General features: G+C 72.9%; 25 protein-coding genes. 11 read left to right on the forward strand and 14 right to left on the reverse strand.

Annotated elements, in window-relative coordinates; translation table 11 throughout:
* Positions 1 to 798 precede the first annotated feature (798 nt).
* Positions 799 to 1,869, reverse strand: a complete 1,071-nt coding sequence (locus ACIP84_RS16505; RefSeq protein WP_401798801.1) for a serine hydrolase domain-containing protein — start codon at positions 1,867 to 1,869, stop codon at positions 799 to 801.
* A 246-nt stretch (positions 1,870 to 2,115) separates the two neighbouring features.
* Between ACIP84_RS16505 and ACIP84_RS16510 the strand changes: the two genes are divergently transcribed.
* Both ACIP84_RS16510 and ACIP84_RS16515 read left to right on the forward strand, forming a co-directional pair.
* Complete coding sequence (locus ACIP84_RS16510) at positions 2,116 to 3,390, forward strand: sensor histidine kinase (protein ID WP_401798380.1); 1,275 nt, start codon at positions 2,116 to 2,118, stop codon at positions 3,388 to 3,390.
* Positions 3,387 to 4,103: a response regulator gene (locus tag ACIP84_RS16515; RefSeq protein WP_401798381.1), complete on the forward strand. Its 717-nt coding sequence runs from the start codon at positions 3,387 to 3,389 to the stop codon at positions 4,101 to 4,103. Before ACIP84_RS16510 ends, ACIP84_RS16515 begins: the two co-directional genes overlap by 4 nt.
* A gap of 61 nt (positions 4,104 to 4,164) precedes the next feature.
* Here ACIP84_RS16515 and ACIP84_RS16520 read toward each other — a convergent pair whose 3' ends face one another.
* The gene (locus tag ACIP84_RS16520; RefSeq protein WP_355969497.1) at positions 4,165 to 4,611 is read right to left on the reverse strand and encodes a hypothetical protein; all 447 of its coding nucleotides are present in this window, start codon (positions 4,609 to 4,611) and stop codon (positions 4,165 to 4,167) included.
* 277 nt (positions 4,612 to 4,888) lie between these two features.
* Here ACIP84_RS16520 and ACIP84_RS16525 point away from each other — a divergent pair, with 277 nt between their 5' ends.
* Positions 4,889 to 5,212: a nuclear transport factor 2 family protein gene (locus ACIP84_RS16525; RefSeq protein ID WP_355969495.1), complete on the forward strand. Its 324-nt coding sequence runs from the start codon at positions 4,889 to 4,891 to the stop codon at positions 5,210 to 5,212.
* A 127-nt stretch (positions 5,213 to 5,339) separates the two neighbouring features.
* On the opposite strand, the gene ACIP84_RS16530 is transcribed toward ACIP84_RS16525, so the two are convergent.
* Together ACIP84_RS16530 and ACIP84_RS16535 are read right to left on the reverse strand one after the other, a co-directional pair.
* Complete coding sequence (locus tag ACIP84_RS16530; RefSeq protein WP_355969493.1) at positions 5,340 to 6,116, reverse strand: SDR family oxidoreductase; 777 nt, start codon at positions 6,114 to 6,116, stop codon at positions 5,340 to 5,342.
* 125 nt (positions 6,117 to 6,241) lie between these two features.
* Complete coding sequence (locus ACIP84_RS16535) at positions 6,242 to 7,246, reverse strand: Gfo/Idh/MocA family oxidoreductase (RefSeq protein ID WP_355969490.1); 1,005 nt, start codon at positions 7,244 to 7,246, stop codon at positions 6,242 to 6,244.
* A 101-nt stretch (positions 7,247 to 7,347) separates the two neighbouring features.
* On the opposite strand from ACIP84_RS16535, the gene ACIP84_RS16540 reads away from it, so the two are divergent.
* Both ACIP84_RS16540 and ACIP84_RS16545 read left to right on the forward strand, forming a co-directional pair.
* A complete protein-coding gene (locus ACIP84_RS16540) occupies positions 7,348 to 8,676 on the forward strand; it encodes a Bcr/CflA family multidrug efflux MFS transporter (RefSeq protein WP_401798382.1) in 1,329 nt (442 codons plus the stop codon).
* Positions 8,677 to 8,685: 9 nt separating this feature from the next.
* A complete protein-coding gene (locus ACIP84_RS16545; protein WP_401798383.1) occupies positions 8,686 to 9,669 on the forward strand; it encodes a small ribosomal subunit Rsm22 family protein in 984 nt (327 codons plus the stop codon).
* A gap of 51 nt (positions 9,670 to 9,720) precedes the next feature.
* Here the strand turns inward: ACIP84_RS16545 and ddaH are convergent, their stop codons facing one another.
* Positions 9,721 to 10,551 (reverse strand): dimethylargininase, encoded by an 831-nt coding sequence (gene ddaH, locus ACIP84_RS16550; RefSeq protein WP_355969483.1) that lies wholly within the window; start codon positions 10,549 to 10,551, stop codon positions 9,721 to 9,723.
* Positions 10,552 to 10,722: 171 nt separating this feature from the next.
* On the opposite strand from ddaH, the gene ACIP84_RS16555 reads away from it, so the two are divergent.
* Both ACIP84_RS16555 and ACIP84_RS16560 read left to right on the forward strand, forming a co-directional pair.
* Positions 10,723 to 11,343, forward strand: a complete 621-nt coding sequence (locus ACIP84_RS16555; protein ID WP_355969480.1) for a TetR/AcrR family transcriptional regulator — start codon at positions 10,723 to 10,725, stop codon at positions 11,341 to 11,343.
* Positions 11,344 to 11,458: 115 nt separating this feature from the next.
* A complete protein-coding gene (locus ACIP84_RS16560; RefSeq protein ID WP_355969477.1) occupies positions 11,459 to 12,238 on the forward strand; it encodes a bifunctional DNA primase/polymerase in 780 nt (259 codons plus the stop codon).
* A gap of 131 nt (positions 12,239 to 12,369) precedes the next feature.
* On the opposite strand, the gene ACIP84_RS16565 is transcribed toward ACIP84_RS16560, so the two are convergent.
* From ACIP84_RS16565 to ACIP84_RS16595, 7 genes are all read right to left on the reverse strand, one after another.
* Complete coding sequence (locus ACIP84_RS16565) at positions 12,370 to 13,446, reverse strand: hypothetical protein (protein WP_401798384.1); 1,077 nt, start codon at positions 13,444 to 13,446, stop codon at positions 12,370 to 12,372.
* Positions 13,403 to 14,284: an iron uptake transporter permease EfeU gene (efeU, locus tag ACIP84_RS16570; RefSeq protein WP_355969474.1), complete on the reverse strand. Its 882-nt coding sequence runs from the start codon at positions 14,282 to 14,284 to the stop codon at positions 13,403 to 13,405. The genes ACIP84_RS16565 and efeU overlap by 44 nt, the downstream gene beginning before the upstream one ends.
* Positions 14,285 to 14,314: 30 nt before the next feature.
* A complete protein-coding gene (gene efeB, locus ACIP84_RS16575) occupies positions 14,315 to 15,598 on the reverse strand; it encodes an iron uptake transporter deferrochelatase/peroxidase subunit (RefSeq protein WP_401798385.1) in 1,284 nt (427 codons plus the stop codon).
* A 28-nt stretch (positions 15,599 to 15,626) separates the two neighbouring features.
* The gene (gene efeO / locus ACIP84_RS16580) at positions 15,627 to 16,781 is read right to left on the reverse strand and encodes an iron uptake system protein EfeO (protein WP_401798386.1); all 1,155 of its coding nucleotides are present in this window, start codon (positions 16,779 to 16,781) and stop codon (positions 15,627 to 15,629) included.
* Positions 16,782 to 16,971: 190 nt separating this feature from the next.
* Positions 16,972 to 17,847, reverse strand: a complete 876-nt coding sequence (locus tag ACIP84_RS16585; RefSeq protein ID WP_401798387.1) for a heme ABC transporter ATP-binding protein — start codon at positions 17,845 to 17,847, stop codon at positions 16,972 to 16,974.
* Entirely contained in the window at positions 17,844 to 18,899 is a 1,056-nt protein-coding gene (locus ACIP84_RS16590) for a FecCD family ABC transporter permease (RefSeq protein ID WP_401798803.1), read from the reverse strand. The genes ACIP84_RS16585 and ACIP84_RS16590 overlap by 4 nt, the downstream gene beginning before the upstream one ends.
* 38 nt (positions 18,900 to 18,937) lie before the next feature.
* Positions 18,938 to 19,939: a hemin ABC transporter substrate-binding protein gene (locus ACIP84_RS16595; protein WP_401798805.1), complete on the reverse strand. Its 1,002-nt coding sequence runs from the start codon at positions 19,937 to 19,939 to the stop codon at positions 18,938 to 18,940.
* Between the two features lie 192 nt (positions 19,940 to 20,131).
* Between ACIP84_RS16595 and ACIP84_RS16600 the strand changes: the two genes are divergently transcribed.
* The 3 genes from ACIP84_RS16600 to ACIP84_RS16610 all read left to right on the forward strand — a co-directional run bounded on the left by ACIP84_RS16600 (position 20,132) and on the right by ACIP84_RS16610 (position 24,175).
* Positions 20,132 to 21,571 carry an HtaA domain-containing protein gene (locus ACIP84_RS16600; protein ID WP_401798388.1) on the forward strand — a complete coding sequence of 480 codons (1,440 nt, stop codon included), beginning with the start codon at positions 20,132 to 20,134 and terminating at the stop codon, positions 21,569 to 21,571.
* Positions 21,572 to 21,636: 65 nt separating this feature from the next.
* The gene (locus ACIP84_RS16605; protein WP_401798389.1) at positions 21,637 to 23,412 is read left to right on the forward strand and encodes an HtaA domain-containing protein; all 1,776 of its coding nucleotides are present in this window, start codon (positions 21,637 to 21,639) and stop codon (positions 23,410 to 23,412) included.
* A gap of 82 nt (positions 23,413 to 23,494) precedes the next feature.
* Positions 23,495 to 24,175, forward strand: coding sequence for a PhzF family phenazine biosynthesis protein (locus ACIP84_RS16610; RefSeq protein WP_355969461.1), 681 nt, complete (start codon positions 23,495 to 23,497; stop codon positions 24,173 to 24,175).
* Between the two features lie 20 nt (positions 24,176 to 24,195).
* Here the strand turns inward: ACIP84_RS16610 and ACIP84_RS16615 are convergent, their stop codons facing one another.
* A complete protein-coding gene (locus ACIP84_RS16615; protein ID WP_355969458.1) occupies positions 24,196 to 24,846 on the reverse strand; it encodes a biliverdin-producing heme oxygenase in 651 nt (216 codons plus the stop codon).
* Positions 24,847 to 24,961: 115 nt separating this feature from the next.
* The gene (gene map, locus ACIP84_RS16620) at positions 24,962 to 25,819 is read right to left on the reverse strand and encodes a type I methionyl aminopeptidase (RefSeq protein WP_401798390.1); all 858 of its coding nucleotides are present in this window, start codon (positions 25,817 to 25,819) and stop codon (positions 24,962 to 24,964) included.
* 61 nt (positions 25,820 to 25,880) lie between these two features.
* On the opposite strand from map, the gene ACIP84_RS16625 reads away from it, so the two are divergent.
* On the forward strand, positions 25,881 to 26,111 hold the full coding sequence (locus ACIP84_RS16625; protein ID WP_355969454.1) for a hypothetical protein: 231 nt from the start codon (positions 25,881 to 25,883) through the stop codon (positions 26,109 to 26,111).
* The last annotated feature ends 7 nt before the right edge of the window (positions 26,112 to 26,118 follow it).

The following is a 26,118-nucleotide window of genomic DNA, read 5'->3' on the forward strand; positions in this document are numbered from 1 at the left end:
CGCTCCTTCGTCGCGTCGCTGCGCGATGGCCTTCGGCCACCCTTGACCCACCACCTCCAGGAGCGAAGACACTCTCGGAGGGCGGTCCAGGGGGCGGGGTCCACGCCGGGCCCCGGGCAGTAGTCGGCGTCGGCTTGCGTGTGCCGGCCGGTGGGTGGGGTGCGCGGCAGTTGAATGGGGCAGTTGGGCTCCGGCTCAGCGGGTTGCGGTAGTCCGTGGTGGGGCTTCAGGCCCCGCTGGTCGCCCCCGGTGGGGTGGGGGTGAATGAAACTGCGCGCTACTCCGAGTAACACGCCCCGAAAGATGCCCCATGAGGGGCGAATCTCCCTTATCGGGCGCTGAAAGTGTAAGAAACTCACGCCGACCCCACCCCACCACCCACCAAGACAGACCAGCGGGGCCTGAGTCCCAGCCCAAGGACGAAGGTCGGCCGCTAAGCGCCGCCGGGCCGCCCCATTCAACAACCGCGCACCCCGAACCGGCCGACGGAAACCCACCCGGCCCCCGCCACGAACCAAGCCCCCCACCCACCGGCAATCAGACGCCCACAAAGCGGGCCCCCACCCCCGGCGTCCGCGCGGCCCCGGCCCCCGGCCGCCCTCCGAGTGTGAAAAGGCGGCCTCCGCCGCCGGGTCAAGGGTGGGCGCAGCCCATCGCGCAGCGACGCGACGAAGGAGCGCCCTTGACCCGGTGGTGGAGGCCGCCACACTCGGAAAGAGGGCGGCCGCACCAGAAGCCCACTCGAAACCCCCGCCCCCGGACACCTCACCCCCGCCCGCCCTCCGGCGCCCACCCCTCTCACCCGCACAGAGCCGTGTCCACGACCTCCGCCACCCCCTTCACGGCCTCCTTCTCCGTCGGGATGCTCGTCACCGTCACGTTCGCGGCCCGCCCGCCTTCCGTGACCCCGCCCCTGGTCTCGTAGCCCGTGATGTCGCCGCCGTGGCCCCAGTAGAAGCCTCCGCACGACAGCGGCCTCTTCATGAGTCCCAACCCGTAGTGGAACTCCGTCCCTTCGATGGGGACCGTCGTCCGCATCTGCTCGCGCTGCGCCTCGCGCAGCAGGCGATCGCCGCCGAGCAGTTCGCCGAAGAAGCGGTTCAGGTCCGAGTTCGTCGAGATCATCTGGCCCGCCGCCCAGCCCGCCGACGGGTCGAGCTGCGTGACGTCGCGCAGCGGCTCACCCGCCTTCATCCGGTGATAGCCCTTCGGGTGCGCCTCCCTGATGCTCCGGTCTCCCTGCCCCGGGAAATACGTGTGCCGCAGCCCGATCCGCCTCACGACCCGCCGGTCGATCTCCTCGGCCAACGGGCGCCCCGTCACCTTCTGGACGATCAGCCCCGCCAGTACGTAGTTCGTGTTGCTGTAACTCCACTTCTTCCCCGGTTCGAACTCGGCCTCGTGCTTGAGCGCCACATCCACGAGATCACGGGGCTCGAAGTACCGGTGCAGCATCTCCTCGTCGCTGATGTCCGCCCCGTAATCCGGAATCCCGCTCGTGTGCTGCAGCAGCTGACGGACGGTGATCTTCCCTCCGTCGAGCCCCTTCCCCCGGACCACCCCCGGCAGGTACGTGTCGACCCACTCCTCAAGGTCGATCTTCCCCTCGCCGACCAGCTGCAGCACGACCACCGCCGTGAACGTCTTCGTGTTGCTGCCGATCCTCACCTGGCCGTCCCTGGGCACCTTCGCGCCCGTGGCCAGGTCCCCGACCCCCGCGGTGTACGTACGGGCGCGGCCCCCGCCGTCCTCGACGCTCGCCAGCGCCGCCGGCTGGCCCCCGCGCACCAGGGCGTTCAGGCCTTGCTGCACGGCGTCCGGCCGGGTCGCCGCGACCGCGGCGGGCGGCGCGAGCGCGCCCGCCGTCATCACCGCGACGACCACCGCCGCCGCGGCCGCGGCGCCCCCGCGCCGGAGACCCTTCCGCGGCCGGGAGAGGCGGAACCTCGACGTCCTCGTCTTCATCGCTCGCGTGTTCATCGCTGTCCTTCCGTCGATCGGGCAGGACACGATCATGGTTTCCGGCGCCGCTGAGCACATCGCGGAAACGCGGGAGAAGGTGCTCCCCCGATCGGGGGAGGCCGGCCGCGGGCCGCCCGTCCATACTGGCCGATGATGATCAAGGCACTCCGGCCGCTGCTGCGCCGTTCCACGTACGCGGGCGCGTTGTTCGCCTACGCGGCCGCCCTCGCGAGCCTCCCCCTGCTGTCCTTCGCGCTGCTTCCCGCGCTGGCCTGGCGATCGGCCCCCGAGGGCGTCCTGTTCGCCGTGGTGCTGGTCGTCTGGGCCGCCCTGATCGCGCTGGTCGGCCTGGCCCGCACCACACGGCGGGTGCTGATCCTGGCCGCCCGCCGACTGCTGTACGTGGTCCTGCCCGCGCCCTCGGCCGCCCGCCCGCCCAGGACCTCACCCGAGGCCGGGCAGCGCTGGCGGACTCCTCTCTGGCTGCTGCTGCACGTGACCCTCGGCTGGACGGGTGCGCTCGCGAGCGGGCTGCTGCTCTTCCTCGCTCTGGCCCTTCCCGGGGGCTGGCTCCGCGCCGAGCTGGCGTTCAGCATGTTCGGCCGGTCCGCACGGGTGACGGGCGGCTGGCAGAGCTGGGCCGAGGCGCTCGGCTGTCTGCTGCTCGCCGCGGTCGTCTGCGTCCTCGTGACGCGCGCCCTGCGGTGGTCGGCACCCAAGCTCCTCGGGCCGTCGACGGCCGAGCGGCTCGCGCTCGCGGCCGAACGGGAGCGGCTGTTGGCCGAACGCAACAGGCTGGCCCACGAGTTGCACGACTCCATCGGGCACACGCTGACGACGACCACGATCCAGGCCGCGGTGGCGGGCGAGCTGATGTCCACCGACCCGGTGGCGGCGCGGGCCGCCCTGCGCAGCATCGAGGAGTCCGCCCGGGCCGCGCTGGAAGACCTGGACTACGTCCTGGGCGTCCTGCGGGAGCGCGAGGCCGAGAAGGCCGGGACCGGTACAGCCGCGGCCGCGCCGATCCGTACCCTGGCCGACCTGCCCGAGCTGCTCGAACGGGTGCGGCACACGGGCGCGGTGGTGGAGTGGGAGCGGTCGGGGGATCCGGCGCGGGTGCGGGGGACGCTCTCCCGGGCCGCGTACCGGATCGTCCAGGAGGGGCTGACCAACGCCGTCCGGCACGGCTCCGGCGGCCCGATCACGGTACGGGTGGCGGCCGGCCCGGACGCGCTGGAGCTGGCTGTGGTCAACGAGACGGGGGCCGCCCCGCGTACGGGCCGCCCGCGGGCCTTCCCGACCTCCGGGCACGGGCTGCCCGGTCTCGCCGAGCGCGTACGACTCCTGCACGGCGAGTTCGACGCCGGTCCGGACGGGCCGAGGCGCTGGCGACTGGCGGTCAGGCTGCCCGTACGGTTGTCGGCATGACCGGCCCCGACGGCACCGAGACCGCCACGACGCTCCTGATCGCGGACGACGACGAGGTGACCCGTACCGGTCTGCGCATGCTGCTCGCCGCACAGCCGGGGATCGAGGTGGTCGGGGAGGCCGCCGACGGCGTCGAGGTGGTCGAGCGGGCGTTGCGGCTGCGGCCGGACGTGGTCCTGATGGACGTGCGGATGCCCCGGCGCAACGGGATCGAGGCGACCCGCCGCCTCCTCGCGGCGCCGAGGGAGCCGGCGGGGCCGAGGGGCGGGGCCCCGTTCCCGGCGCCGCCGAAGGTCGTCGTGATCACCACCTTCGAGAACGACGACCACGTCACCGCCGCGCTCAGTGCCGGTGCCAGCGGGTTCGTGCTCAAGCGGCTCCCGGTCCGGCAGATCGCGGAGGCGGTTCGGGTGGTGGCGGCGGGCGAGGCGATCCTCTTCCCCGCGACCCTGCGCCGGATGGTCGCCGCCCGTCCGCTGGAGTCCGCGGCGGCGCTGCCGAGGGCGGCGCTGACGGGGCGGGAGGAGGAGGTGCTGCGGCTGATGGCCACGGGTCTGTCCAACCCGGAGATCGCGGAGTCCCTCACCGTGAGCCTGGAGACGGTCAAGACGCACGTCGGGAACGTCCTGACCAAACTCGGCGCGCAGAACCGGACGCACGCGGTGGTCATCGCGTACGAGTCCGGCCTGGTGGTGCCGGGCTTCACCGGCTGACGGGGAGGACGCACGCCCGCCCCACCCGGATTCCGGACGGGGCGCGCGCCGGGCGGTCGGCTCAGCCGAGGACCTCGATCCGCCACTGCGGGTCCCGGTCGTCCGTACGGACGAAGATGCGCTTCGGGAGCAGGGAGCGGTCCTCGAACAGGTCGCGGCCGAGGGCGAGACCGTTCTGGTCGATCACGTACGTGCCGTCCCGGAGGTCGGCGAGCGAGGTGAGGGTGGTGAGCGCGAGGGTGTCGCCGTCGTCCTCGACGCGCTGGAGGCGCCAGACGGAGGCGGGGGAGTCGTCGGGGCGGGCGACGACGGGCGCGCGCTCGGTGCCCTCCGACGCGATGGTCTCCTCGGTGCCCTTGGCGGTGAGCCTGAAGCCCTCGGCGGCCCGGGTGATCAGCCACTCCCCGGCGCGGGTCGGGTCGGCGAGGAAGCCGACGACGGCTCCCTGCTCGACCCCGACCGGGGCCCCCTTCGCGTACAGCTTGACGACCTTGCCGGCGTTCGACATCGCTCCTCCTGGGTTGAGTGGGTCGCGTGTGGCGGTTATGCCGGAGGGTGCCCGTACGGCCCTGCCAGGTGCCAGCGAACACGCAGGTCATAGGCTGTGTGGCGCTGAGAAGTCGTCAGGGAGGGGCAGGTTCCGCGCGCCGCGCGCCGACGGCAGGGTCTGCGACGGGACCTGACACCCCGCCCGCCCATGCCGGTGTCGGTCATCCGGGGCAGCCTGCCGGGTCCCATCGGCGCGCGACACGCGCCGGGGGCCCGGCGAGGTGTACGGGTAGGGCATGACCATCCCTGTGGCCCAGCTCAGCGATCCGGCCGTGCGTGCGTTCGTCGCGGCCCTCAACGCCAATGACCAGACGGCCCTGTTCGAGGCCCTGACCCCCGACGCGACCATGGCCGACGACGGCTCCGAGCGCGACCTCCGGGAGTGGCTCGACCGGGAGGTGTTCGGCTCGCGCGGGCACATGGACGTCGTGTCGGAGTCGGACGGCGGGCGCGGTCTCGTCGCCGACTACCGCAACGACACCTGGGGCTCGATGCGCACCAAGTGGCTGTTCACCGTCGACGGCGGGAAGATCTCCCGCTTCGAGACCGGGCAGGCGTAGCGCCGACTGCCGCTGACGCCGGCCCGGGGGCGGAGTGGCCCCCGGCCGATGTCGGCGGCTTCGGGCGTCACCCCCGGCCGATAGGCGGTATCCGGCGCCGTGCCCGGCCGACGGCCCGCGTCCGGGGCTAGCCGCGCCCGATGTACGGCATCGCCGTCGCCATCACCGTCGCGAACTGCACGTTCGCCTCCAGCGGCAGTGCCGCCATGTGCACCACCGTCGTCGCCACGTCCGCCGCGTCCATCACCGGTTCCGCCGCCAGTTCGCCGTTGGCCTGGAGGATGCCGGTCTGCATGCGGGCCGTCATCTCCGTCGCCGCGTTGCCGATGTCGAGCTGACCGCAGGCGATCCGGTACGGGCGGCCGTCGAGCGACAGGGACTTCGTCAGGCCCGTCATCGCGTGCTTCGTCGCCGTGTACGCGATCGAGTGCGGGCGCGGTACGTGGGCCGAGATCGAGCCGTTGTTGATGATCCGGCCGCCCTGCGGCGACTGCTCCTTCATCGTCCGGAAGGCCGCCTGGGCGCACAGGAACGCGCCCGTCAGGTTGACGTCGACGACCGCGCGCCAGGTGTCCGGGTCCAGGTCCTCGACGGGGACGCCGCCGCCCGCGAACGTACCGGCGTTGTTGAAGAGCAGGTCGACGCGGCCGTAGCGGTCGCGTACCGCCGCGAAGAGGGCCGCCACCTCCCGCGCCGAGGTCACGTCCGTGGGGACGGTCAGGAAGTCCCCGGCGGGCAGGGCCGCCGCCGTCTCCTCCAGGGCGTCCGGCCGCCGTCCCGCCAGGGCCACCGACCAGCCGGCCGCCGCCAGAGCGAGGGCCACACTCCGGCCGATGCCCGATCCCGCTCCCGTCACCACTGCGATGCTCATGGGCGCGCAGCGTACGCGAGACGCGTGCCCCATGAACCCGTTGTCCCGACCCGTGGATGTTCTGTACCCGACAACGGCCGACCCGGGCCTCAAGCCCGCGTGACACCGGGCCTCAAGCCCGCGTGACACCGGGCCTCAAGCCCGCGTGACCCCGGGCCTCAAGCCCGCGCGGCCACCGCTTCCTGCGGGTAGCGGACGCCGACGCGGTCCCGCACCGCGTCGAGCGTCCGCATCACCGCGAGCGAGCCGTCGAGGGGGACGAGCGGGGACTCCGTCGCGCCCGCCCGCAGGCAGCGCATGACCTCGGCGGCCTCGTGCCGGAGGGCGTGGGGATCGTCGGACGACGTGAACTCCTCCGGCTCGCGGCCGTCGCGGTGCAGGGTGAAGCGCTCCGGGAAGAAGAAGCCGCGCGGGACGTCGATCCGGCCCCGCGAGCCCGTCACCGAGGCCGTCAGCGGGGTGTCCGCGTCGAGCGAGCAGGACAGCAGCGCCGACGCCCCCGAGTCCGACCAGCCGAGCAGCATGCCGGTGTTCAGGTCGACGCCCTCCGGCGAGAGCAGCGCGTGCGCGTGCACGGTGTCAGGCTCACCGAGCAGCAGCTGTGCGAACGACACCGGGTACACGCCCAGGTCGAGCAGCGCCCCGCCGCCCACCGCCGGGTCCCGCAGCCGGTGGCCCGCCGGGAACGGGCCCGCGAGCCCGAAGTCCGCCTGCACGGTCCTGATCTCGCCGATCGCCCCGTCGCGGACCAGCTCCGCGAGGCGCCGGATCAGCGGGTTGCAGTACATCCACATGGCCTCCATGAGGAAGAGGCCGCGGTCCCGGGACAAGGTGACGAGTTCCTCTGCCTCGCGGGCGTTGAGCGTGAGAGCCTTCTCGCAGAGCACCGCCTTGCCCGCCTCCAGGGCGCGGCCGGCCGCCTCCCGGTGCGCGTGGTGCGGGGTCGCCACGTACACCACGTCGACGTCCGCGTCGGCGAAGAGCCCGGCCCACTCGCCGTACGCGCGCGGGATGCCGAACCGGTCCGCGAAGGCCTTCGCGGACGCCTCCGTACGGGACGCCACCGCGACGACCTCCGCACCGTCGAGCGTCAGCAGGTCCGTGGTGAACCGCTCCGCTATGCCGCCCGTCGCCAGGATTCCCCAACGCACCGTCTCACCCATGTCCCCACCCGTCCCCATCTGTCCCACCGGTCCCGCAGAGGTCTCGACCATGCCGGTCGAGCTGAGAGCATAGGCAAGAATTCAACGAAATGGAGCGGTCGATGCCGGAGAGCGGCCAGAGAACAACACAAGGGCACATAACCGAAAGAGCCCCGGAGCCGACCGGCGTCGCGGCCGCCCGGCGCACCGGGCTGCTCGTCACCCTCGTCCTCGGTGGGCTCACCGCACTGCCCCCGCTCTCCATGGACATGTACCTCCCGGCCCTGCCCGAGGTCACCGGCGCGCTGCACGCCCCCGCCGCCACCGTCCAGCTCACCCTCACCGCCTGCCTCGCCGGCATGGCACTCGGCCAGCTCGTCGTCGGCCCCATGAGCGACAAGTGGGGCCGGCGACGCCCGCTGCTCATCGGCATGATCGTGTACGTCCTCGCCACCGCCGTCTGCGCCCTCGCCCCCACCGCCGAGACGCTCATCGGCTTCCGGCTGCTCCAGGGCCTCGCCGGCGCCGCCGGCATCGTCATCGCCCGCGCGGTCGTCCGCGACCTGTACGACGGCGTGGAGATGGCCCGGTTCTTCTCCACCCTGATGCTGATCTCCGGCGTCGCCCCGATCATCGCGCCCCTCATCGGCGGCCAGATCCTGAGGATCACCGACTGGCGGGGCGTCTTTCACGTCCTCACCGTCATCGGCATCCTCCTCACCCTCGTCGTCTGGCGCTTCCTCGCCGAGACGCTGCCGCCCGAGCGCCGGCACGAGGGCGGGGTCGGCCAGGCCCTGCGCACCATGAAGGGGCTGCTCGCCGACCGCGTCTTCACGGGGTACATGCTGACCGGCGGCCTCGCCTTCGCCGCCCTCTTCGCGTACATCTCGGCCTCGCCGTTCGTCGTCCAGGAGATCTACGGGGCCTCGCCGCAGACGTTCAGCCTGCTCTTCGGCCTCAACTCGATCGGCCTCGTCGCCGTCGGCCAGATCAACGGCAAGCTGCTCGTCGGCCGCGTCAGCCTCGACAAGGCGCTCGGCTGGGGACTCGGGACCATCCTCGTCTCCTCCCTCGCGCTGCTCCTCATGACCAGCGGCGTCTTCGGCGAGGTCGGACTCGTACCGGTCGCGGCCGGACTCTTCGTCCTGATGTCCGCGATGGGCCTCGCCATGCCGAACACCAACGCCCAGGCCCTGATGCGCACCCCGCACGCCGCCGGCTCCGCGTCCGCGCTGCTCGGCACGACGTCGTTCCTGGTCGGCGCCGTCGCCTCCCCGCTCGTCGGCATCGCCGGCGAGCACACCGCCGTCCCGATGGCGGTCGTCCAGCTGACCTGCGCCGTCCTGGCCCTGACCTGTTTCCTCGGCCTGTGCAGGCCGTGGCAGCCGGCCAAGCCGGCCACGGGAAGCTCGCTCCACGGGCCCGCCGGGGCCACCGGTCCCGCCGCCTAGACTGTCTCGGTGAACGCCTCCGCTCCCTCCGCCGACTCCCTGCGCGCCGCCCTCGCCGGGCTCCTCGACGGGCTGCCGCCCAAGCAGGCCGCCCGGGCCGTCGACCGGCTGATCGCCAACTACCGGGGGACCACCCCGACGGACGCCCCCGTGCTGCGCGACCGCTCCGACGTCGCCGCGTACGCCGCGTACCGGATGCCGGCGACCTTCGAGGCGGTACGGAGCGCCCTCGGCGCCCTGCGCGAGGCGGCGCCCGACTGGGAGCCGCGTACCCACACCGACGTCGGCGGCGGTACGGGCGCGGCCGGCTGGGCCGTCGCCGAGGCCTGGGAGGAGCAGCCGCCCCGCACCATCGTCCTGGACTGGGCCGAGCCGGCCCTCGCCCTCGGGCGCGAGCTCGCGGCCGGGACCCTGGACGCCGAGTGGCGCACGGCCAGGATCGGCGGGGCGCTGCGGCTCGCCGACACCGACCTCGTCACCGTCTCGTACGTGCTCAAGGAGCTGACCGAGGCCGACCGGGCCGCGCTCGTGACCGAGGCGGCGCGTGCCGCGCAGACCGTCGTGATCGTCGAGCCCGGCACCCCCGACGGCTATGAGCGGATCATCGCGGCCCGCACGCTGCTGATCGAGGCCGGGTTCACGGTCGCCGCGCCCTGCCCGCACAGCGGGGCCTGCCCGATCGAGCCGGGCACGGACTGGTGCCACTTCTCGGCCCGGGTGAGCCGTTCCTCGCTGCACCGGAAGGTGAAGGGCGGTTCGCTGCCGTACGAGGACGAGAAGTACAGCTACGTGGCGGCGACCCGGTTCCCGCCGGCGCCGGCGGGCTCCCGCATCACCCGCAGGCCGCAGATCCGCAAGGGGCTCGTCCTCCTGGACCTGTGCGGCCCGGACGGCCTGACCCGCGACACGGTCACCAAGCGCCACGGCCCGCTCTACAAGCAGGCCCGCGACGCGGAGTGGGGCGACGCCTGGCCGCCGGAGGACGAGGGCTGAGAGTCCCCGGACCGCACCGGACGCCGCTCCCTGGTCCAGCCTGATCGACCCTTAGGGCCGCAGCTCCTGGGTGCAGCACTTCACGCTGCCGCCGCCCTTGAGGAGTTCTCCCAGGTCCATGCCGATCGGCTCGAAGCCCCGCCGCCTGAGCGGCTCGAAAAGGCCCACGGCCGCCTGGGGGAGGAGGACGTTGCGGCCGTCGCTGACCGCGTTCAGGCCGAGGGCCGCCGCGTCCTCCTCCGTCGCGATCAGGGCGTCGGGGAAGAGCCGGGCGAGCACCGCGCGGCTGCCGGGGGAGAAGGCGTCCGGGTAGTACATGACCTCGTCGCCCGCGTCGTCCAGGACGGACAGGGCCGTGTCCAGGTGGTAGTACCGCGGGTCCACCAGCTCGAGGCCGATCACGGGGCGGCCGAAGAACTCCTGCGCCTCGTCGTGCGAGAGCGGGCTGGAGCGGAAGCCGCGCCCGGCGAGGATCCAGGAGGCGGTGACGGCGAAGTCCCCCTCGCCCTCGTTGACGTGCTCCGGAGCCCGTACGTCGTCGGCTGCCCAACCGTTTCCTCGGAACCAGGACAGATGCGCCGCGGCCTCGGCCGCGCGCTCCGCGTGGGCGAACCTCGCTCCGAGGACCCTGCCGTCGACGACGGTGGCGCCGTTCGCCGCGAAGACCATGTCCGGCAGCGCCGGGTCGGGGGCGAGGAGCTCGACCGTGTGGCCGAGCGCGCGGTAGCGGTCGCGCAGGTCCTCCCACTGGGTGAGGGCGAGCGGCAGGTCGACCGGTTTCGTGGGGTCCATCCAGGGGTTGATGGAGTACGTCACCGTGAAGTGCGTGGGTGGGCACATCAGATAACGGCGGGGCGAGGACGTGCGCGGAGTGGTGCGCAATGAGGGCTCCTCACGGACGGGAGATCAGAGGCACCGGCGGGGTGGGGATCCGCCGGATCGGTGACCCCATGGTCCGCCTTCCGGGCCCGTCGCGCTGTGGACCGTTCGGGTGGTTCGGTTCCGGCCACGACTCGCGAGACGTAGCGTCTCGTGGGCTGCTAGATTGGGCCCATGTCCGACACCAAGGCCCCTGACGCCTCCCGCCGCAGCGAGCGCTCCCGCCGCGCCATCTTCGACGCCGCCCTCGCCCTCGTCTCCGAGACCGGCTACGCGAAGACCACCATCGAGGGCATCGCCTCCCGCGCCGGGGTCGGCAAGCAGACCATCTACCGCTGGTGGCCCTCCAAGGCCGCCGTCCTCCTCGACGCCTTCCTGGACCTCGCGGCCCGCGCGAACGAGGCCCTGGGCGGGGCCGCCGACAGTGAGATCCCCGACACCGGCGACCTCGCCGCCGATCTCAGGTACGTCCTGCGCGCCACCGTCGACGAGATGAACGACCCGGCCTTCGACGCCCCCACCCGCGCCCTGGCCGCCGAGGGCATCGTCGACCCCGAGCTCGGCGCCCGCTTCACCGAGGCGCTCCTCGAACCACAGCTCCAGTACTACGCCCGCCGCATCGAGGCGGCCCAGGCGGCCGGCGACGTGGACCCCGGCATCGACCCCCGCATCGCCCTCGAACTCCTCGTCGGGCCGCTCCACCACCGCTGGCTCCACCGCACCCTGCCGCTGACCCACGCCTACGCCGACAGCCTCGTCGACCTCGCCCTGCGCGGCCTCGCGCCGAGGCCCTGAAACGCCCGTCGCACACCGGTTCCACACCCCGGTTCCGCACTCCGGTCACCCAGGGCGCAGGATGGTGGGACCATGGGCAGAGCCGAACGGGCGAGCATGAGGTGTGAGGGGATAGATGGGCGACGGGATCGACCGCTACCGCGGCACGGAGAGCAAACTCGCACAGTGGCTGCGCAGGCGCCCGAAACGCACCGCGGCCGACGACGAGAACGACCGCGAGAAGCTGCTCCTGGCCGTCGCCGCCGCCGGGCTGCCCCTCGCCCCCGCCGCGTACCCCGTCGGCTACAGCTGTTCCTGTGAGCGGATCGGCTGTCCCACCCCCGCCCGGCACCCGGTCTCGTTCGCCTGGCAGACGCAGTCGACCACCGACCGCGCCCAGATCGAGCGCTGGGCCCGCAACGAGCCCGAGGCGAACTTCATCACCGCCACCGGCATGGTCCACGACGTCCTCGACGTACCGCTCGCCGCCGGCCGCGCCGCCCTGGAGCGCCTCCTCGCCGAGGGCGTCGAGGTCGGGCCCGTCGCCGAGTCCGCCGACGTCGACCCGGTCGGCGGGCGGATGCTCTTCTTCACCGCCACCCGCGGCACCCCCGAGGACGAGGACGAGTGGTGGCCGTGTGAGCTGGACTGCCACCCCGAGACCATGGACGAGCATCCGGGGCTCCGCTGGCACTGCCGCGGCAGCTACGTCCTCGTACCGCCCGCCCGGCTCCCCGGGGACGAGAGCGCCCATCCGGTCGTCGCCTGGCTCCGCGGCCCCGAGCACCCGCTGCCCGACCCGCTGAACCTCCTGGAGACCCTCCAGGACGCCTGCGCCCGCCACGTGGCCGCGCGCGAGGCGGAGAGCGACGGCGAGCACACGGCCCACGAGATCGCCTGGCCGCTGACCCGCTGAGCGGCTGCCCCGCTGACCCGCTGAGCTGCCGAGCCGCTGGGCCGCCGAGCCGCCGGGGAACGCCCGAGCAGCGCCCGAGCAGCGCCCGAACCGCGGCCCGAGCCGGGGTCCGTTCGGCGGACGACCGGGCCCTACGAGCCCTGCGCGCCCACCACGCCCTGGAGCCGGGCCTTGATCGTGACCCCGTCGCGGTCGGCGCCCGCCGGCTTCACCAGGACCGCCTGGTTGGACACCCACTCCTTGGTGACCGTGTTCTTGACCTCGCCGGTCAGCAGCGCCTTGATGTCGGGGTCGACCTTGGGCCGGTAGCCGGGCGCAGCCGTCTGGCGCTCGAAGAACCGCGTCGCGAAGAAGACGAACGCGCCGCCGTCCTTCGTCCGCAGCCCGAGCGGCGCGAAGTCGCCCTGGTCCGCGACCCGGTCCAGGTACTGAGTGGCGAGCCCCGGGCGCTTGGCGCCCTTCTGCCGCTGCTCCCGCAGCACCGTCGTGTGCGGCCCCGCCGCGTACGGCCCCGGCTGCCCGTCCTTCAGGTACGCGACGTACTCCGTGCCGAGGTCCTCGGGCGCGACCGCGAGCGTGTCGGTGTCCGCGGCGACCGGCACCGCGTACCCGTCCTCCTCGGCGAACTCGGGCACCTGCGCCGGGCCCAGGATCACCAGGTGGGCCGCCTCCCACAGCTGCTGGGGGCCGTTGCGCACGAAGACGACGAGCCAGCGCTGGTCGCCGGCGCCCTCGTCGGTGTCCAGGTTGGGGTCGGTGTCCGCGAGGAACCAGCGCGGCCAGCCCGCCTTCCTGGGCAGTACGAAGCGCGCGTCCGACAGTTCGAGGGGGCGGTGGTTCGCGTTGCCGCCGGGGGACGTCACCGCACGCGCGCGCAGACCCGCCTGGTTGATCTCGCCCAGCGGACCGGTGACCCGGCCCGCGTCCAGGGCCGGGTCGTGCGCCTTGTCGGCCCGGTTGTAGGCGGCCGTGAAGTCGGCGAGGGCCTGTGCGGCCTCGGCCTGGGTGGCCGGCGGCATCAGGGCGAGCTCACCGTGCACGGTGACGCAGCCGCTCGCCGTCAGCGCGAGGACGGTCGCGGCCGCCGTCGCCGCGAGGAGACGTACGGGTCGCGCGGGGCGCGTGGCTCTCGTGGGTCGCGTGGACCGTCCTGCCGACAGCCGCTCAAGCGGTCGTCCCGGCGCTCGCCTCAGCGTCAGCCTTCTCATCGGTCGCCTTCTGCTTCTTCACCCGCGTGGACGGACCCGACCCTATCGGGGCCAGGAACAGCGCGAGCGTCGGGACCAGATACAGCGCCCACACCGTGACCTGAAGGACCGTCGGGTTCGGCTGGAAGTTGAAGACGCCCTTGAGGAGCGTGCCGTACCAGCTGTCCGGCGGGATCGTCGCCGAGACGTCGAAGGCCTTGTCCGCGAGGCCGTCGAGGAAACGGGCCTCCTGGAGGTCGTGCACGCCGTACGCGAGGACGCCCGCCGCCACCACGACCAGCATCCCGCCGGTCCAGGTGAAGAACGTGGCCAGGTTGATCCTCAGCGCGCCCCGGTAGAACAGCCAGCCGAGGAGCACCGCCGTGAGCAGGCCGAGCAGGACCCCGGCCAGCGGTGCGAACGTGCCGTCCGAGGAGGCCCGGACCGACGCCCACACGAACAGCGCCGTCTCCAGGCCCTCGCGGCCCACGGCGAGGAAGGCGGTGGCGACGAGCGCACCCGTGCCCATCCGGAGGGCCGCGTCCAGCTTTCCGTGCAGCTCGGCCTTGAGGTGCCGGGCGGTGCGCCGCATCCAGAAGACCATCCAGGTCACCAGGACGACCGCGACGATCGAGAGCGAGCCGCCGAGCAGCTCCTGCGCCTCGAAGGTCAGCTCCTGGGAGCCGAACTCGAGGCCGGCGCCGAAGGCCAGGGCGACGCCGACGGCCACGCCGATGCCGATCCAGATCGGCTTCAGCGCGTCCCGCCGGCCGGTCTTGACCAGATAGGCGATGAGGATGCAGACGACCAGGCTGGCTTCGAGGCCCTCGCGCAGGCCGATCAGATAGTTACCGAACACGCCGGTTCCCTCCCGGGGTTGCGTGGAGTGTCACGAGAACAGCGCCCGGCCCCACCAGTCGCCCTTGTCCCGGACGCCCGGCGGGATCGCGAACAGCGCCGAACCCACGTGCTGGATGTACTCGTTGAGGGCGTCGGCCCGCGACAGGGAGGTCTGCACCGGGATGAAGCCGGTCCGCACGTCCTTCTGGTAGGCGAGGAAGAACAGCCCGGCCTCCAGGCGGCCGAGGCCGTCCGTGCCGTCGGTGAACGAGTAGCCGCGGCGCAGGATGGTCGCCCCGGCGTTGGTGTCCGGGTGGGCGAGCCGGACGTGGGAGTCCGGCTTCATCGCCTTCAGGAACGGCTCGTCGTGCTCCTTGGCCTTGCCGACGGGCGCGCCCTCGCGCTTGTCGCGGCCGAAGATGTCCTCCTGCTCGGCGAGCGGGGTGCGGTCCCAGGTCTCGACGTTCATCCGGATGCGGCGGGCGACGAGGTACGAGCCGCCGTCCATCCAGGCGGCCGGTCCCTCGGCGTCCTTCCCGGAGACCCAGACGTGCTGCGCGAGCCGCTCGGTCTCGGTGCCCGCGATGTTGCGGGTGCCGTCCTTGAAACCGAAGAGGTTGCGGGGGGTCTGGGCGTCCGGGGTCGTCGAGGACGTCTTGCCGAAGCCCAGCTGGGACCAGCGCACCGCGACCTTGCCGAAGCCGATCCGTGCCAGGTTCCGGATGGCGTGCACGGCGACCTGCGGGTCGTCCGCGCACGCCTGGACGCAGAGGTCGCCGCCGCTGCGCGCCGGATCCAGGTTGTCGCCCGGGAACTTGGGCAGTTCCACCAAGGCCCCGGGCTGCTTGTCCTTCAGCCCGAAACGCCCGTCGAAGAGCGTGGGGCCGAAGCCGATCGTGAGGGTGAGGCGCGAGGGCTTGAGGCCGAGGGCCTCGCCGGTGTCGTCAGGCGGCGCCTCCGGGAGGCCGCCGTACGCGCCCTCGCCGACCTCGGCGCCGGCCGTCATGCGCTCGGCGGCCCTCGTCCAGTCCTTGAGGAGCTGGACCAGCTCGGCGCGGTCGGTCGTCGTCACGTCGAAGGCCGCGAAGTGCAGCCGGTCCTGGACGGCGGTGGCGATGCCGGCCTGGTGCGGGCCGTGGAAGGGCACGGCCGCGCCGCTGTCGGCGACCGGTACCGGGGTGTCCCCGTCCCGGGCCAGCAGGGCGGCGGCGCCGCCCGCCGCGGCGGCACCGAGCGCGAGCCCGGCACCGCCCAGGGCGATGACCGTGCGGCGGGAGGGCGCGGCGGCCGGGGCCGCCGTCGTCTCCCGGTCTTCCTGGGTCTCCTCGGACATGTCCGCGCCTCCCCGCTCTCTCTGTCCGTTACTTGACGACGGCGGCGGAGAGCTTGGAGAGCGGCTCGGCCAGCGCGTTGACGCCGTCGGACAGCTCCTTGCGCTCGGCCTTGCCGACCTTGTCGTACGAGGTGAAGACGTAGCTGTTCTTGTCGGTGCGGTACTTGTCGAGCAGCGTGTTCAGGGCGGCGAACTGCTTGTCGAGTTCGGCGACGAGCTTCGGGTCGTTCTTGGTGGCGACCGGCTTGAGGAGGTCGAAGGACTTCTGCGCGCCCTCGACGTTGGCCTTGAAGTCGACGAGGTCGGTGCGGGAGTAGCGCTCCTCCTCGCCGGTGACCTTGCCGGTGGCGACCTCGTCCAGGAGCTCCTTGGCGCCGTTGGCCATCGAGGTGGGGGTGATCTCGGCCTTGCCGACCCGCTTCACCCAGTCCGCGAGGTCCTTGTCGAGGAGGTCGGCGAGCTGCTTCTCGCGCTCGCCGATCTTCTTGTCCTGCCAGAGGGCCTTCTCCAGCCGGTGCCAGCCGGTCCAGTCCTTGGCCGGGTCCTGGCCGTCCTCCAGGCCGTCCTCGCGGACGTCGACCTTGGGGTCGATGTCGCCGAAGGACTCGGCGACCGGCTCGGTGCGCTCCCAGCCGATGCGGGACTCGGCGTAGGCCTTCTTCGCGCCCTCGATGTCCCCGGCGCGGACGGCGTCGGTGAAGACCTTCACCTTGGGCAGGGTGGCGTCGGCCTGGGCCTGGACGTACTGGCGGTAGGCGGCGACGGCCGCGTCCATCTCCGGGGAGCGCTTGACGCCGGCCGCGCCGCCGGTGGCCTTGACCTGCCGGCGGATGCCGTCGCCGACCATGCCGGGCTTGCAGGCGATCTCGTAGTCGCCGGCCTTGATCTCGGCGGTCAGGCTCGCCTTGGTGCCGGGGCCGATGTTCTCGCGCTCGGTGACGATCCGGTCGTCGGGGTAGAGGACGTAGACCTCGGTGACCTTGGAGCCGCGGTTCTCGACGGACAGCTGCACGTGGCCCGCCGGGAACTCCTTCTTCGAGACCTCGCAGGAGTCGTCCTTGGCGACCACGGTGATCGTGCCGTCGTCCGCCTTCGCGTCGCTCTTCTCGGTGCAGCCCGTGACGGCGGCCAGGGCCGCCGCGGTCGCGGCGGCGGTGACGACGGAGAGGCGGACGGCTCGCATGGGGACTCCAGAAACACGGGGAGGGGGACTGAGGCGGACCTAACTTAACCGAGGCTTACCTCAGCCATACCCGGCCGTCCAGTGATTCAGCTCTCAGGTCCGACGGACCGGACACGGCGGGATCACAGGGGCTTCATGAGGTCCTCATGAGGTGGTCAAGGACAGGTCAAGGGCGCCGAATTGTCCTGATTCACCGCTCCCCGCGGATGGCGTCGGTCCGCTTCGGCACGACGAGCGGGACGCCGGTCCGCGGGTGCGGGAACACCTCCACGGGCTGCCGGTAGACCCGGCTCAGCAACGCCTCGTCGAAGACCTCCGAGGGCGGCCCCTCCACCGCGATCCGGCCGCCGTGCAGCACCCCGACCCGGTCCGCGTGCGCCGCCGCGAGCCCGAGGTCGTGCAGTACCACCACCACCGCGTCCCCGGCCGCCGCCCGCTCCCGGCAGACTCCCAGGACCAGTTCCTGGTGGCGCAGGTCGAGCGCGGCCGTGGGTTCGTCGAGCAGCAGGAGGCCGGTCCGCTGGGCCAGGACCCGGGCCAGTGCGACCCGGGCCCGCTCGCCGCCCGACAGTGCGGAGAACGGGCGCGCGGCGAAGGCCTCGACCTCGGTGGCCGCCATCGCCTCGGCGACCGCCGCCTCGTCCTCGTCCTCCCGCGCCGTTCCCGCCCACGGGGCCCGGCCCATCCGCACCACGTCGCCGACGGCGAACGGGAAGGAGAGCGCAGCGTCCTGCGGCAGCACCGCCCGCCACAGGGCGAGTTCGCCGGGCGTCCAGGCGGCCGTCGGCCGTCCCCCGATCCGTACCTCTCCGGCGCTCGGCGCGAGATCGGCGGCGAGCGCGGCGAGCAGGGTCGACTTCCCGGCCCCGTTGGGCCCGACCAGGGCGAGGACCTCTCCGGCCCGCACCCCGACGCCGACGTCGTCAAGGATGGCCCTGCCGCCGCGTTCGACCCGGACGCCGACGGCCTCGGCGACCGTCTCGCCCGGCGCGGCGGGGGAGGGCAGGGCGCGGGTGCGCCGGTGCGCGCGTGCGGGGAGCAGCCCCCGGAGGCGTACCGATGTCATGCCCAACCACCTTGCCTGCGACGGGTCCTGCGCAGCAGCCAGAAGAAGAACGGGCTGCCGAGGAGGGCGGTGAGGACGCCCAGGGGAAGTTCGGCCGGGGCCGCGACCGTACGGGCCGCGAGATCGCCGGCCGTCAGGACGACCGCGCCGCCGAGCGCGCTGCCCGGCACCAGGAAACGGTGGCCCGGGCCGTTCGCCATCCGCAGCAGATGCGGGACGAGCAGACCGACGAAGGTGATGATCCCGGCCACCGCGACGGCGGCCGCCGTCAGCAGCGCCACCACGAGGACGAGGGCGGCCCGCAGCCGCTCCACGTCCACGCCGAGATGACGGGCGGGCCGCTCGCCGAGGGCGAGCAGGTCGAGCCGGCGGGCGTAGAAGGGGGCGACGGCGAGGCCGGCCAGCGCGCACGGCAGCACGGCGAGGACCTTCGGCCAGGTGGCCTGTGCGAGCGAGCCGAGCTGCCAGAAGGTGATCTGGGTGACCTGGGCGTTGTCGGCGAAGAAGACGAACAGGCCGATGAGCGCGCCCGCGAAGGCGTTCACCGCGATTCCGGTGAGGATCAGCGTCACCACCTCCGTACGGCCGCCGGAGCGGGACATCGCGTACACGAGGAGCACGGTGGCGAGCCCGGCGACGAACGCGCAGACCGGCACCGTCCAGTTGCCGAGGAAGGTGAGGCCGAGCGCGATGGCGCCGACCGCGCCGACGGCCGCGCCGGCCGAGATGCCGATGACACCGGGCTCGGCGAGCGGGTTGCCGAACACTCCCTGCATGAGGGCGCCCGCGCAGCCGAGCGAGGCGCCGACGAGCAGGGCGAGGACGACCCGGGGGAGCCGGATGTTCCACAGGACGCTCTCGGCCGTGCGGTCGAGCGCGTGTCCGCCGAGTCCGATCCGGTGCAGCGCGGAGGCGAGGACGTCACCGAGCGGGATCTCGTACGCCCCGATCCCGGCGGACAGCAGGGCGAGGAGGAGCAGGACGGTGAGGAGGCCGGCGGTGAGGAGGGCGGCGGAGCGCGGCCGTGCGACGGGAGCCGCTTCCGTCGGCAGACCCTTGTCGAGGGCCGGCGGGGTCTCCTGGAGCGCCGTCACTCCTCCTCCCCGTACAACTGGCCGACCAGGGACTTCAGGACCTGGTCGGTGCGCGGGCCGTAGTTGAGGAGGACGCCGTCGTCGACGGTGACGACCCGGCGGTCGGCACCGGCCGGGGTCTCGGCGACGCCGGGGACCTTCACCAGGCCGTCGATCCCGCCGACGGAGGCGAGTCCCTTGCTCATGACGAGGATCGCTTCGGGTGCGGCCTTCGCGAGGGCCTCGCTGGTGATCGGGGTGAAGTCCTCGGTGAGACCGGACTCCTTGCCCGCGTCGATCGCCCCCGCGGCCTCCAGGAGCGAGCTCGCGCCGGACTCGGCGCCGCCGAGCAGATAGACGGCGGCCGAGCCGCGGACGTAGAGGAAGGCCACGCGCGGCTTCTCCCCGCGGGCCGGAATCCCCTTCCGTACGGCGTCGATCCGCTCCTGAGTGCGCTTCCTGAGCGCCGTGCCGGAGTCCGGTACGCCGAGGGCGGCGGCGACCGCGTCGATCCGGGTGCCGACGTCGGCGAGCGCCTTCGCGGGCTTCACGACGACGAGCGTGATGCCCGCGTCGCGGATCTGGGCGATGGCCTCGGCCGGTCCTGTGGTGCCCTCGGCGAGGACGACGGTGGGCCGCAGCGAGAGCACGCTCTCGGCGGAGACGTCGTGGGCGCGGGTCACCACCGGGAGTTCCGCAGCCTGTTCGAAGGTGGCCGTGATGTCCCGGGCGACGACCTTCGGGCCGAGGCCGAGGGTGAAGACGATCTCGTTGAGGGAGCCGCTGAGCGGCACGATCCGGTCGGTGGAGGCGACGGTGACCGTGCGTCCGTCGGCCGAGGGGACGGTGACGGGGAGCCGGGGTGCGACCGGGTCGGCGAGCGGCTCGACCCGGTCGCGGGCTGTGGTGGACGCACCGGTGGGGGACGCACCGGTAGTGGACGCACCGGTGGTGGATGGACTGCTTCCGCTTCCGTTTGCGGTCCCGTCGCCGCCTGCGTCGCCGCAGCCGGTCGCCATGAGGGCGAGGGCTAGCACTGCTGTCAGCGCTCCCGCGAGGCGAGTTCTGCGCACCGGGCACCGTCCTGTCGTTCGTTCCGCTTCGTACTGCCGCGGTTGGTGGTCGGACGAGTTCGTCGCCGGGGATTCCAACCGAAGCTCGCCGTAGCTTAGGTTAGCCTTACCTCACTTGCCAGCCCTCGGAGGGGTTCCATGATGCTGTCCAGACCCGCCCGCGCGCTCGCCGTGACCCTGCTCGCGGCCCTGCTCGCCGCCCTCGTTCCGGCCGGCACCGCCCACGCGGAGAGCCGCACGGTGCAGGGCGGCCGGCTCGACTGGGGCATCAGGTCCTCCTTCCAGAGCTACGTCACCGGGCCCATCGCCCAGGGCGGTTGGGGCCTCGTCGGCGGCGCCGCCACCACCGGCGGAAGCCAGTTCCGCTTCCACTCCGCGCAGGGCTCGTACGACCCGGCGACCGGCGCCTTCGAAGCCGCGTTCTCCGGCGGCGTCCACTTCACCGGCCACCGCAAGGCGGACGGCACGAACGAGCTCGACCTCACCATCAGCCGGCCCCGGGTCCGGATCCAGGGCGGCGGCGGCACCCTCTACGCCGACATGGCGAGCAAGGCCAAGGGCAGCGGCCGGACGACCGTCTCCTCCCAGGTGCCGCTCGCCACCCTCGACGTCGGCGGCATCGACATGCGCGGCGGAGGCAGCCCCGTCTCGCTCAGCGGCGTGCCCGCCACCCTCACCCCGCAGGGCGCCTCCGCCTTCGCCGGCTACTACCCGGCCGGCACCGCGCTCGACCCCGTCAGCCTCACCGTCGACGTCAGGACGCCGCAGCGGCAGGCCCGGACGAACGCGCCGGCCACCACCGCGCCGCCCGCCCCGACCGCACAGCCCTCCACGAACCAGTCGCCCACGGCGAGTTCCTCCGAGGCGCCTGCGCGCACCGGCTCCCTCCGGGCCGCCGCGGTCGACTGGGGCGTCCGCCGCACCTTCCGCGAGTACGTCACCGGCGCCATCTCCCAGGGCGAGTGGACGCTCGCCGACGGCGCCCAGGACGGCGGCGCGCTCTTCCGCTTCACCGCCGGCAAGGGCACGTACGACCCGAAGAAGGGCACCCTCGACGCCGCCTTCGCGGGCAGCGTCCGCTTCACCGGCACCCACCTCGACCTCACCCTCGGCAAGGTCGCCGTCAAGGTCACCGGCGGCACCGGCACCCTCAGCGCCGACGTCACGAGCGCCGGGAAGACCGACAGGGCCGTCCCCCTCGTCACCTTCGCCGCCCGGGACCTCACCCCGAAGAACGGCCTCGCCGCCGTCACCGAGGCCCCCGCCACCCTCACCGAGGGCGGCGCCAAGGCCTTCGGCGGGATGTACAGGGCCGGGACCGCGATGGACCCGGTGTCCCTCGCCGTCACCGTCGACACCGAGGCCGAGCTGCCCGCGCTCCCGGACCTCGGCAGCGAGGCCACGCAGTCCGCCGCCCCGTCGAAGCCGGCCACGCCCGCCCCCACCGCCGCCCCCGCTCCTGCCGCGGAGACCTCCACGGGCACGTACCTCGCGATCGGCGCGGGCGGGCTGCTGGCCGCCGCACTGGCCGTCTTCGCCGCCGTACGCCGTCGTCGTACCGGCACCCCCACGGGCTGAGCCCCCACACCTCGATTCCCGCGCACCCCCCCTTGCGCCCCGCGTCCCCCTAGGAGAACCCCGTCATGGCCATCCCCCTGCGCCGTTCCGTCACCCTGGCCGCCGCCGTCGCCACGGCCGCCGCCCTGGGCACGGGCGCCGTCGTCCTCGCCCTGCCCGCGGCGGCCGAGGGCGCACCACCGTTGCCGCTGGTCGACGGCACGCTGGACTGGGGCATCAAGCAGTCCTTCCGCTCGTACCTCGCCATGCCCTTCGCCCACGGGAAGACCACCGTCGGGGGCGGCGCCACCCAGGCCGCGAACAACGGCGTCCTCACCTTCGCCGACGGCACCGGTACGTACGACATGGGCACCCACGGCACCGCCACCGGATTCAAGGGCAGCGTCCACTTCGAGGCCCACGAGGGCGCCCTCGACATCCTGATCTCGGACGTCAGGCTGTCGACGAAGGGCTCGGCTGCGCCGACCGGCGAGATCACCGCCGACGTCGTCACCAAGGAGAAGGACGGCTCCTTCAGCACCCGCGAGGACATCGCCTTCGCCGCGCTCGACATGACCGGCATCCGTCCGGGCCAGGGCGCGGGCGGCGCGATGGTGTTCAAGGACATACCGGCGAAGCTGACGGCGGACGGCGCGGCGGCGTTCGCGGGCTTCTACAAGGAGGGCGACGCGCTGGACGCGGCCACCCTCACGGTGAAGGCGGGCAGCCGCCCGACTCCGACGCCGACCGTGGACCCGACGGTGAACCCGACGGTGGACCCGACGCCGACGGCCGATCCGACGACGGACCCGACCACGGGTCCGACGGCCGATCCGACGACGGACCCGACCACGGGTCCGACGGCCGATCCGACGACGGACCCGACCACGGACCCGACGACAGACCCCACCACGAACCCGACGACGGATCCCACGACCGACCCGACCACGGATCCGACCACCGACCCCACGACGGATCCGACCACCGACCCGACCACGGATCCGACGACCGACCCCACCACCCCGGCCCCCACCACCGCCCCCGGCGGCGTCGTCGACGGCAAGCTGACCTGGGGGGTGAAGGAGAGCTGGCAGCGGTACGTCGGGCAGATCTGCGGCGGTACGGTCACCGCCTCCGAGGGGGCCAAGAAGAACGGCTCCGCCTACGACTTCGGCTTCGTCAAAGCCGAGCTCGACGCCGACGCCCGCAAGGTCGACGCCGCCTTCTCCGGCAAGGTCTCCTTCGTCTGCAACGCCCACGGCATCGACTGGACCGTCGGCGACCTGAAGGTGAAGGCGTCCGGTACCACCGGCACCCTCTCCGCCGATGTCACCAGCGCCCGGGGCGCCCGGAACGACGTGGCCCTCGCCACCCTCGACCTGTCGAGGTCCGACTGGTCGGCGGAGGGCGACGTCGTCACGCTCGCGAACATCCCGGCGACGCTGACGGAGGCGGGCTCGGCCACCTTCAGCGCTCCCGGCGGTCAGGGCGGCTACCCGGCCGGCACCGGGCTGGACGCGCTGACCCTGAGCCTCGCGTCCGACAGTGGCGCCACGCTCCCGCCGGCCACCGGCGGCACCGGTACCTCCGGCGGCGACGGCACCTCCGGCTCCGGCGGCTCCGGCACGTCCGGCGGCGACGGCTCGTCCACCACGGGCGGCGGCGGCACCGTCGGCGGTGCCGGTACGGTCGGCGGCTCCGGCACCGTCGGCGGTTCGTCCGCCACGGGCGGCGGTTCCGGCGCCCTCGCCTCCACCGGCGCCGAGGTGTCGACCACCCTTCTCCTCACGACCTCCGCCCTGACCGTGGCGGCCGGCGCGGGCGTGGTCGTCGCGGTGCGCCGTCGCGCGACGGGCTCCTGATCCGCCACCCCACCCGACAGGGCCGCCCCCGAATCTCCGGGTGCGGCCCTGTCGCCCTGCCGTGCATGGTTCAATCTCCGCCATGAACACGACCGTGCTGAGCGCCGCCTCCGACATCGACGTCCTCCGGGTCTTCTGCGCGGCCGACGGCCGGCACGGCAACGCCCTCGGAGTCGTACGGGACGCCGGCACCCACCCAGACGAGGCCTCCCGGCAGGCGCTCGCCAAGGAACTCGGTTTCAGCGAGACGGTGTTCGTGGACGACCCGGAGCGCGGGATCGTCGACATCTACACGCCCGGCCTGCGGCTGCCCTTCGCCGGACACCCGCTGGTCGGCGTCGCCTGGCTGCTCGACCTGGAGGTCGTCGTCCCGCCCGCGGGCGAGGTGTGGGTGCGCGGCGACGGGGAGTTCACCTGGATCGAGGCGCGCGCCGAGTGGGCGCCGCCGCGGACCCTGCGCCGGTACGGCTCCGCGGCCGAGGTGGAGGCCCTCGACGTGCCCGAGCCGGGCGAGTGGGTCTACGCCTGGGCCTGGGAGGAGGAGGCCGCGGGCCGGATCAGGGCGCGGGCGTTCCCGGGGCGGGGCGACGGCATCGACGAGGACGAGGCGACCGGCGCGGCGGCGCTGCTGCTCACGGCTGAGCTGGGGCGGGCCCTGAACATCACGCAGGGCCGGGGTTCGCAGCTCCTCACCGCCCCCGGCCCCGACGGCATCGTGGAACTCGGCGGACGGGTCCGCCTGGAGGGAACGCTCACGCGCTGAGTTCGCGTCCTTCCGAGGGCTCAGGCGCTGAGGGAGAACTCTCCGCCGAGCTGCTGGAAGACCGCGCTGTTGAAGGCGAACGCGCGCTTGCACTCGTCGACGATCCGCTGCTTCTCCAGGTCGTCCGCGTTCACCCCGTCGAGCAGCTCCCGGTACGCGCGCTTGAACGCGGCCGGGTTGGAGATCGTGTCGAACACGTAGAAGCGGACGCCGTCGCCCTTGCGCGCGAAGCCCCAGGTGCGCTCCGCCTTGTCGCGGATGATCTGTCCGCCCGACAGGTCGCCCAGGTAGCGCGTGTAGTGGTGGGCCACGTATCCCGCGGGCCAGTCGCGGGCGCACTCGGCGACCCGCTCGGCGTACGCCACGGTGGCGGGCAGCGGGGAGACCCCGGCGCGCCAGTCGGGGCCCCGCAGATGGGCGAGGTCCTGCTCCAGGGCGGCCGTGCGGAACAGCTCGGGCTGTATGAAGGGCCCCGCGACGGGGTCCGAGCGCAGGGCCTCCGCGCCGTCCTCCAGGGCGCGGTACACGAACCAGAGCTGCTCGGTGTAGCGCGCGTAGGCGTCGACGCCCAGGCGCCCGCCCAGGAGGTCGCCCATGAAGGACGACGTCTCCGCCTCCGTGTGCTGCTCGTGCGAGGCCGTACGGATGAGCGTGGAGAAGGGCGTGTCCAAGGCGTGCCTCCGGGACCGATGGGACGGGAACCAGTGACGATCCTGCCAAGTTAGGCTTACCTAAGTCAACTGGTTCCCGACGTCCTGTCGGTAAAAGCTCTACCCATTCGAACGGCTAGGGCAACGTCAGGATCTCCGCCCCGGTCTCCGTCACGACGAGCGTGTGCTCGAACTGCGCGGTCCGCTTGCGGTCCTTGGTCACGACCGTCCAGCCGTCGTCCCACATGTCGTAGTCGTGGGTGCCGAGCGTCAGCATCGGCTCGATGGTGAAGGTCATGCCGGTCTTGATCTCGGTGGTGTGGTGGGGCGAGTCGTAGTGCGGGACGATCAGGCCGGAGTGGAAGGACGAGTTGATGCCGTGCCCGGTGAAGTCACGGACGACGCCGTAGCCGAAGCGCTTGGCGTACGACTCGATGACCCGGCCGATGATGTTGATCTGACGGCCCGGCTTGACCGCCTTGACGGCCCGGTTCAGGGACTCCCGGGTCCGCTCCACGAGCAGCCGCGACTCCTCGTCGACGTCGCCGCAGAGGTAGGTGGCGTTGTTGTCGCCGTGGACGCCGTTGATGTACGCCGTGATGTCGAGGTTCACGATGTCGCCGTCCCGCAGGACGGTGGAGTCCGGGATGCCGTGACAGATGACCTCGTTGATCGAGGCGCACAGCGACTTCGGGAACCCGCGGTAGCCGAGGGTGGACGGGTAGGCGCCGTGGTCGCACATGTACTCGTGCGCGACCCGGTCGAGCTCGTCGGTGGTGACACCCGGGGCGATGTGCTTGGCGGCCTCCTCCATCGCCCGCGCGGCGATGCGGCCGGCGATCCGCATCCGCTCGATGGTGTCGGAATCCTGCACCTCGGGCCCGCTGTACGGGGTCGGGGCGGGCTTCCCGACGTACTCGGGGCGGCGGATGGAGCCCGGAACGGAACGATGGGGGGAGAGCTCCCCCGGGACGAGAAGCGACTGGCCAGACATGCCAGCGAGTCTAACGACCGGGTCTGGGGCAGCATGGTCTCGGAGGAAGGAGCCGACGACGATGGCTTTGTTCAAGAAGCGCACCGCGGGCAAACCGGGCGAGTGGTACTACTGCCTGGAGCACAAGAAGGTCGAAGAGGGCCCCGATTGCCCGGCGAAGAACCGCTTCGGCCCGTACGCCAGCCGCGAGGAGGCGGCCCACGCCATGGAGACCGCGCGCGAGCGGAACCTGGAGTGGGAGACCGACCCGCGCTGGCACGACAAGGCGGGGAAGCCGGAGACGCAGGACTAGCCGCCCC

Source organism: Streptomyces sp. NPDC088707 (assembly GCF_044752725.1).
Taxonomy (GTDB): domain Bacteria; phylum Actinomycetota; class Actinomycetes; order Streptomycetales; family Streptomycetaceae; genus Streptomyces.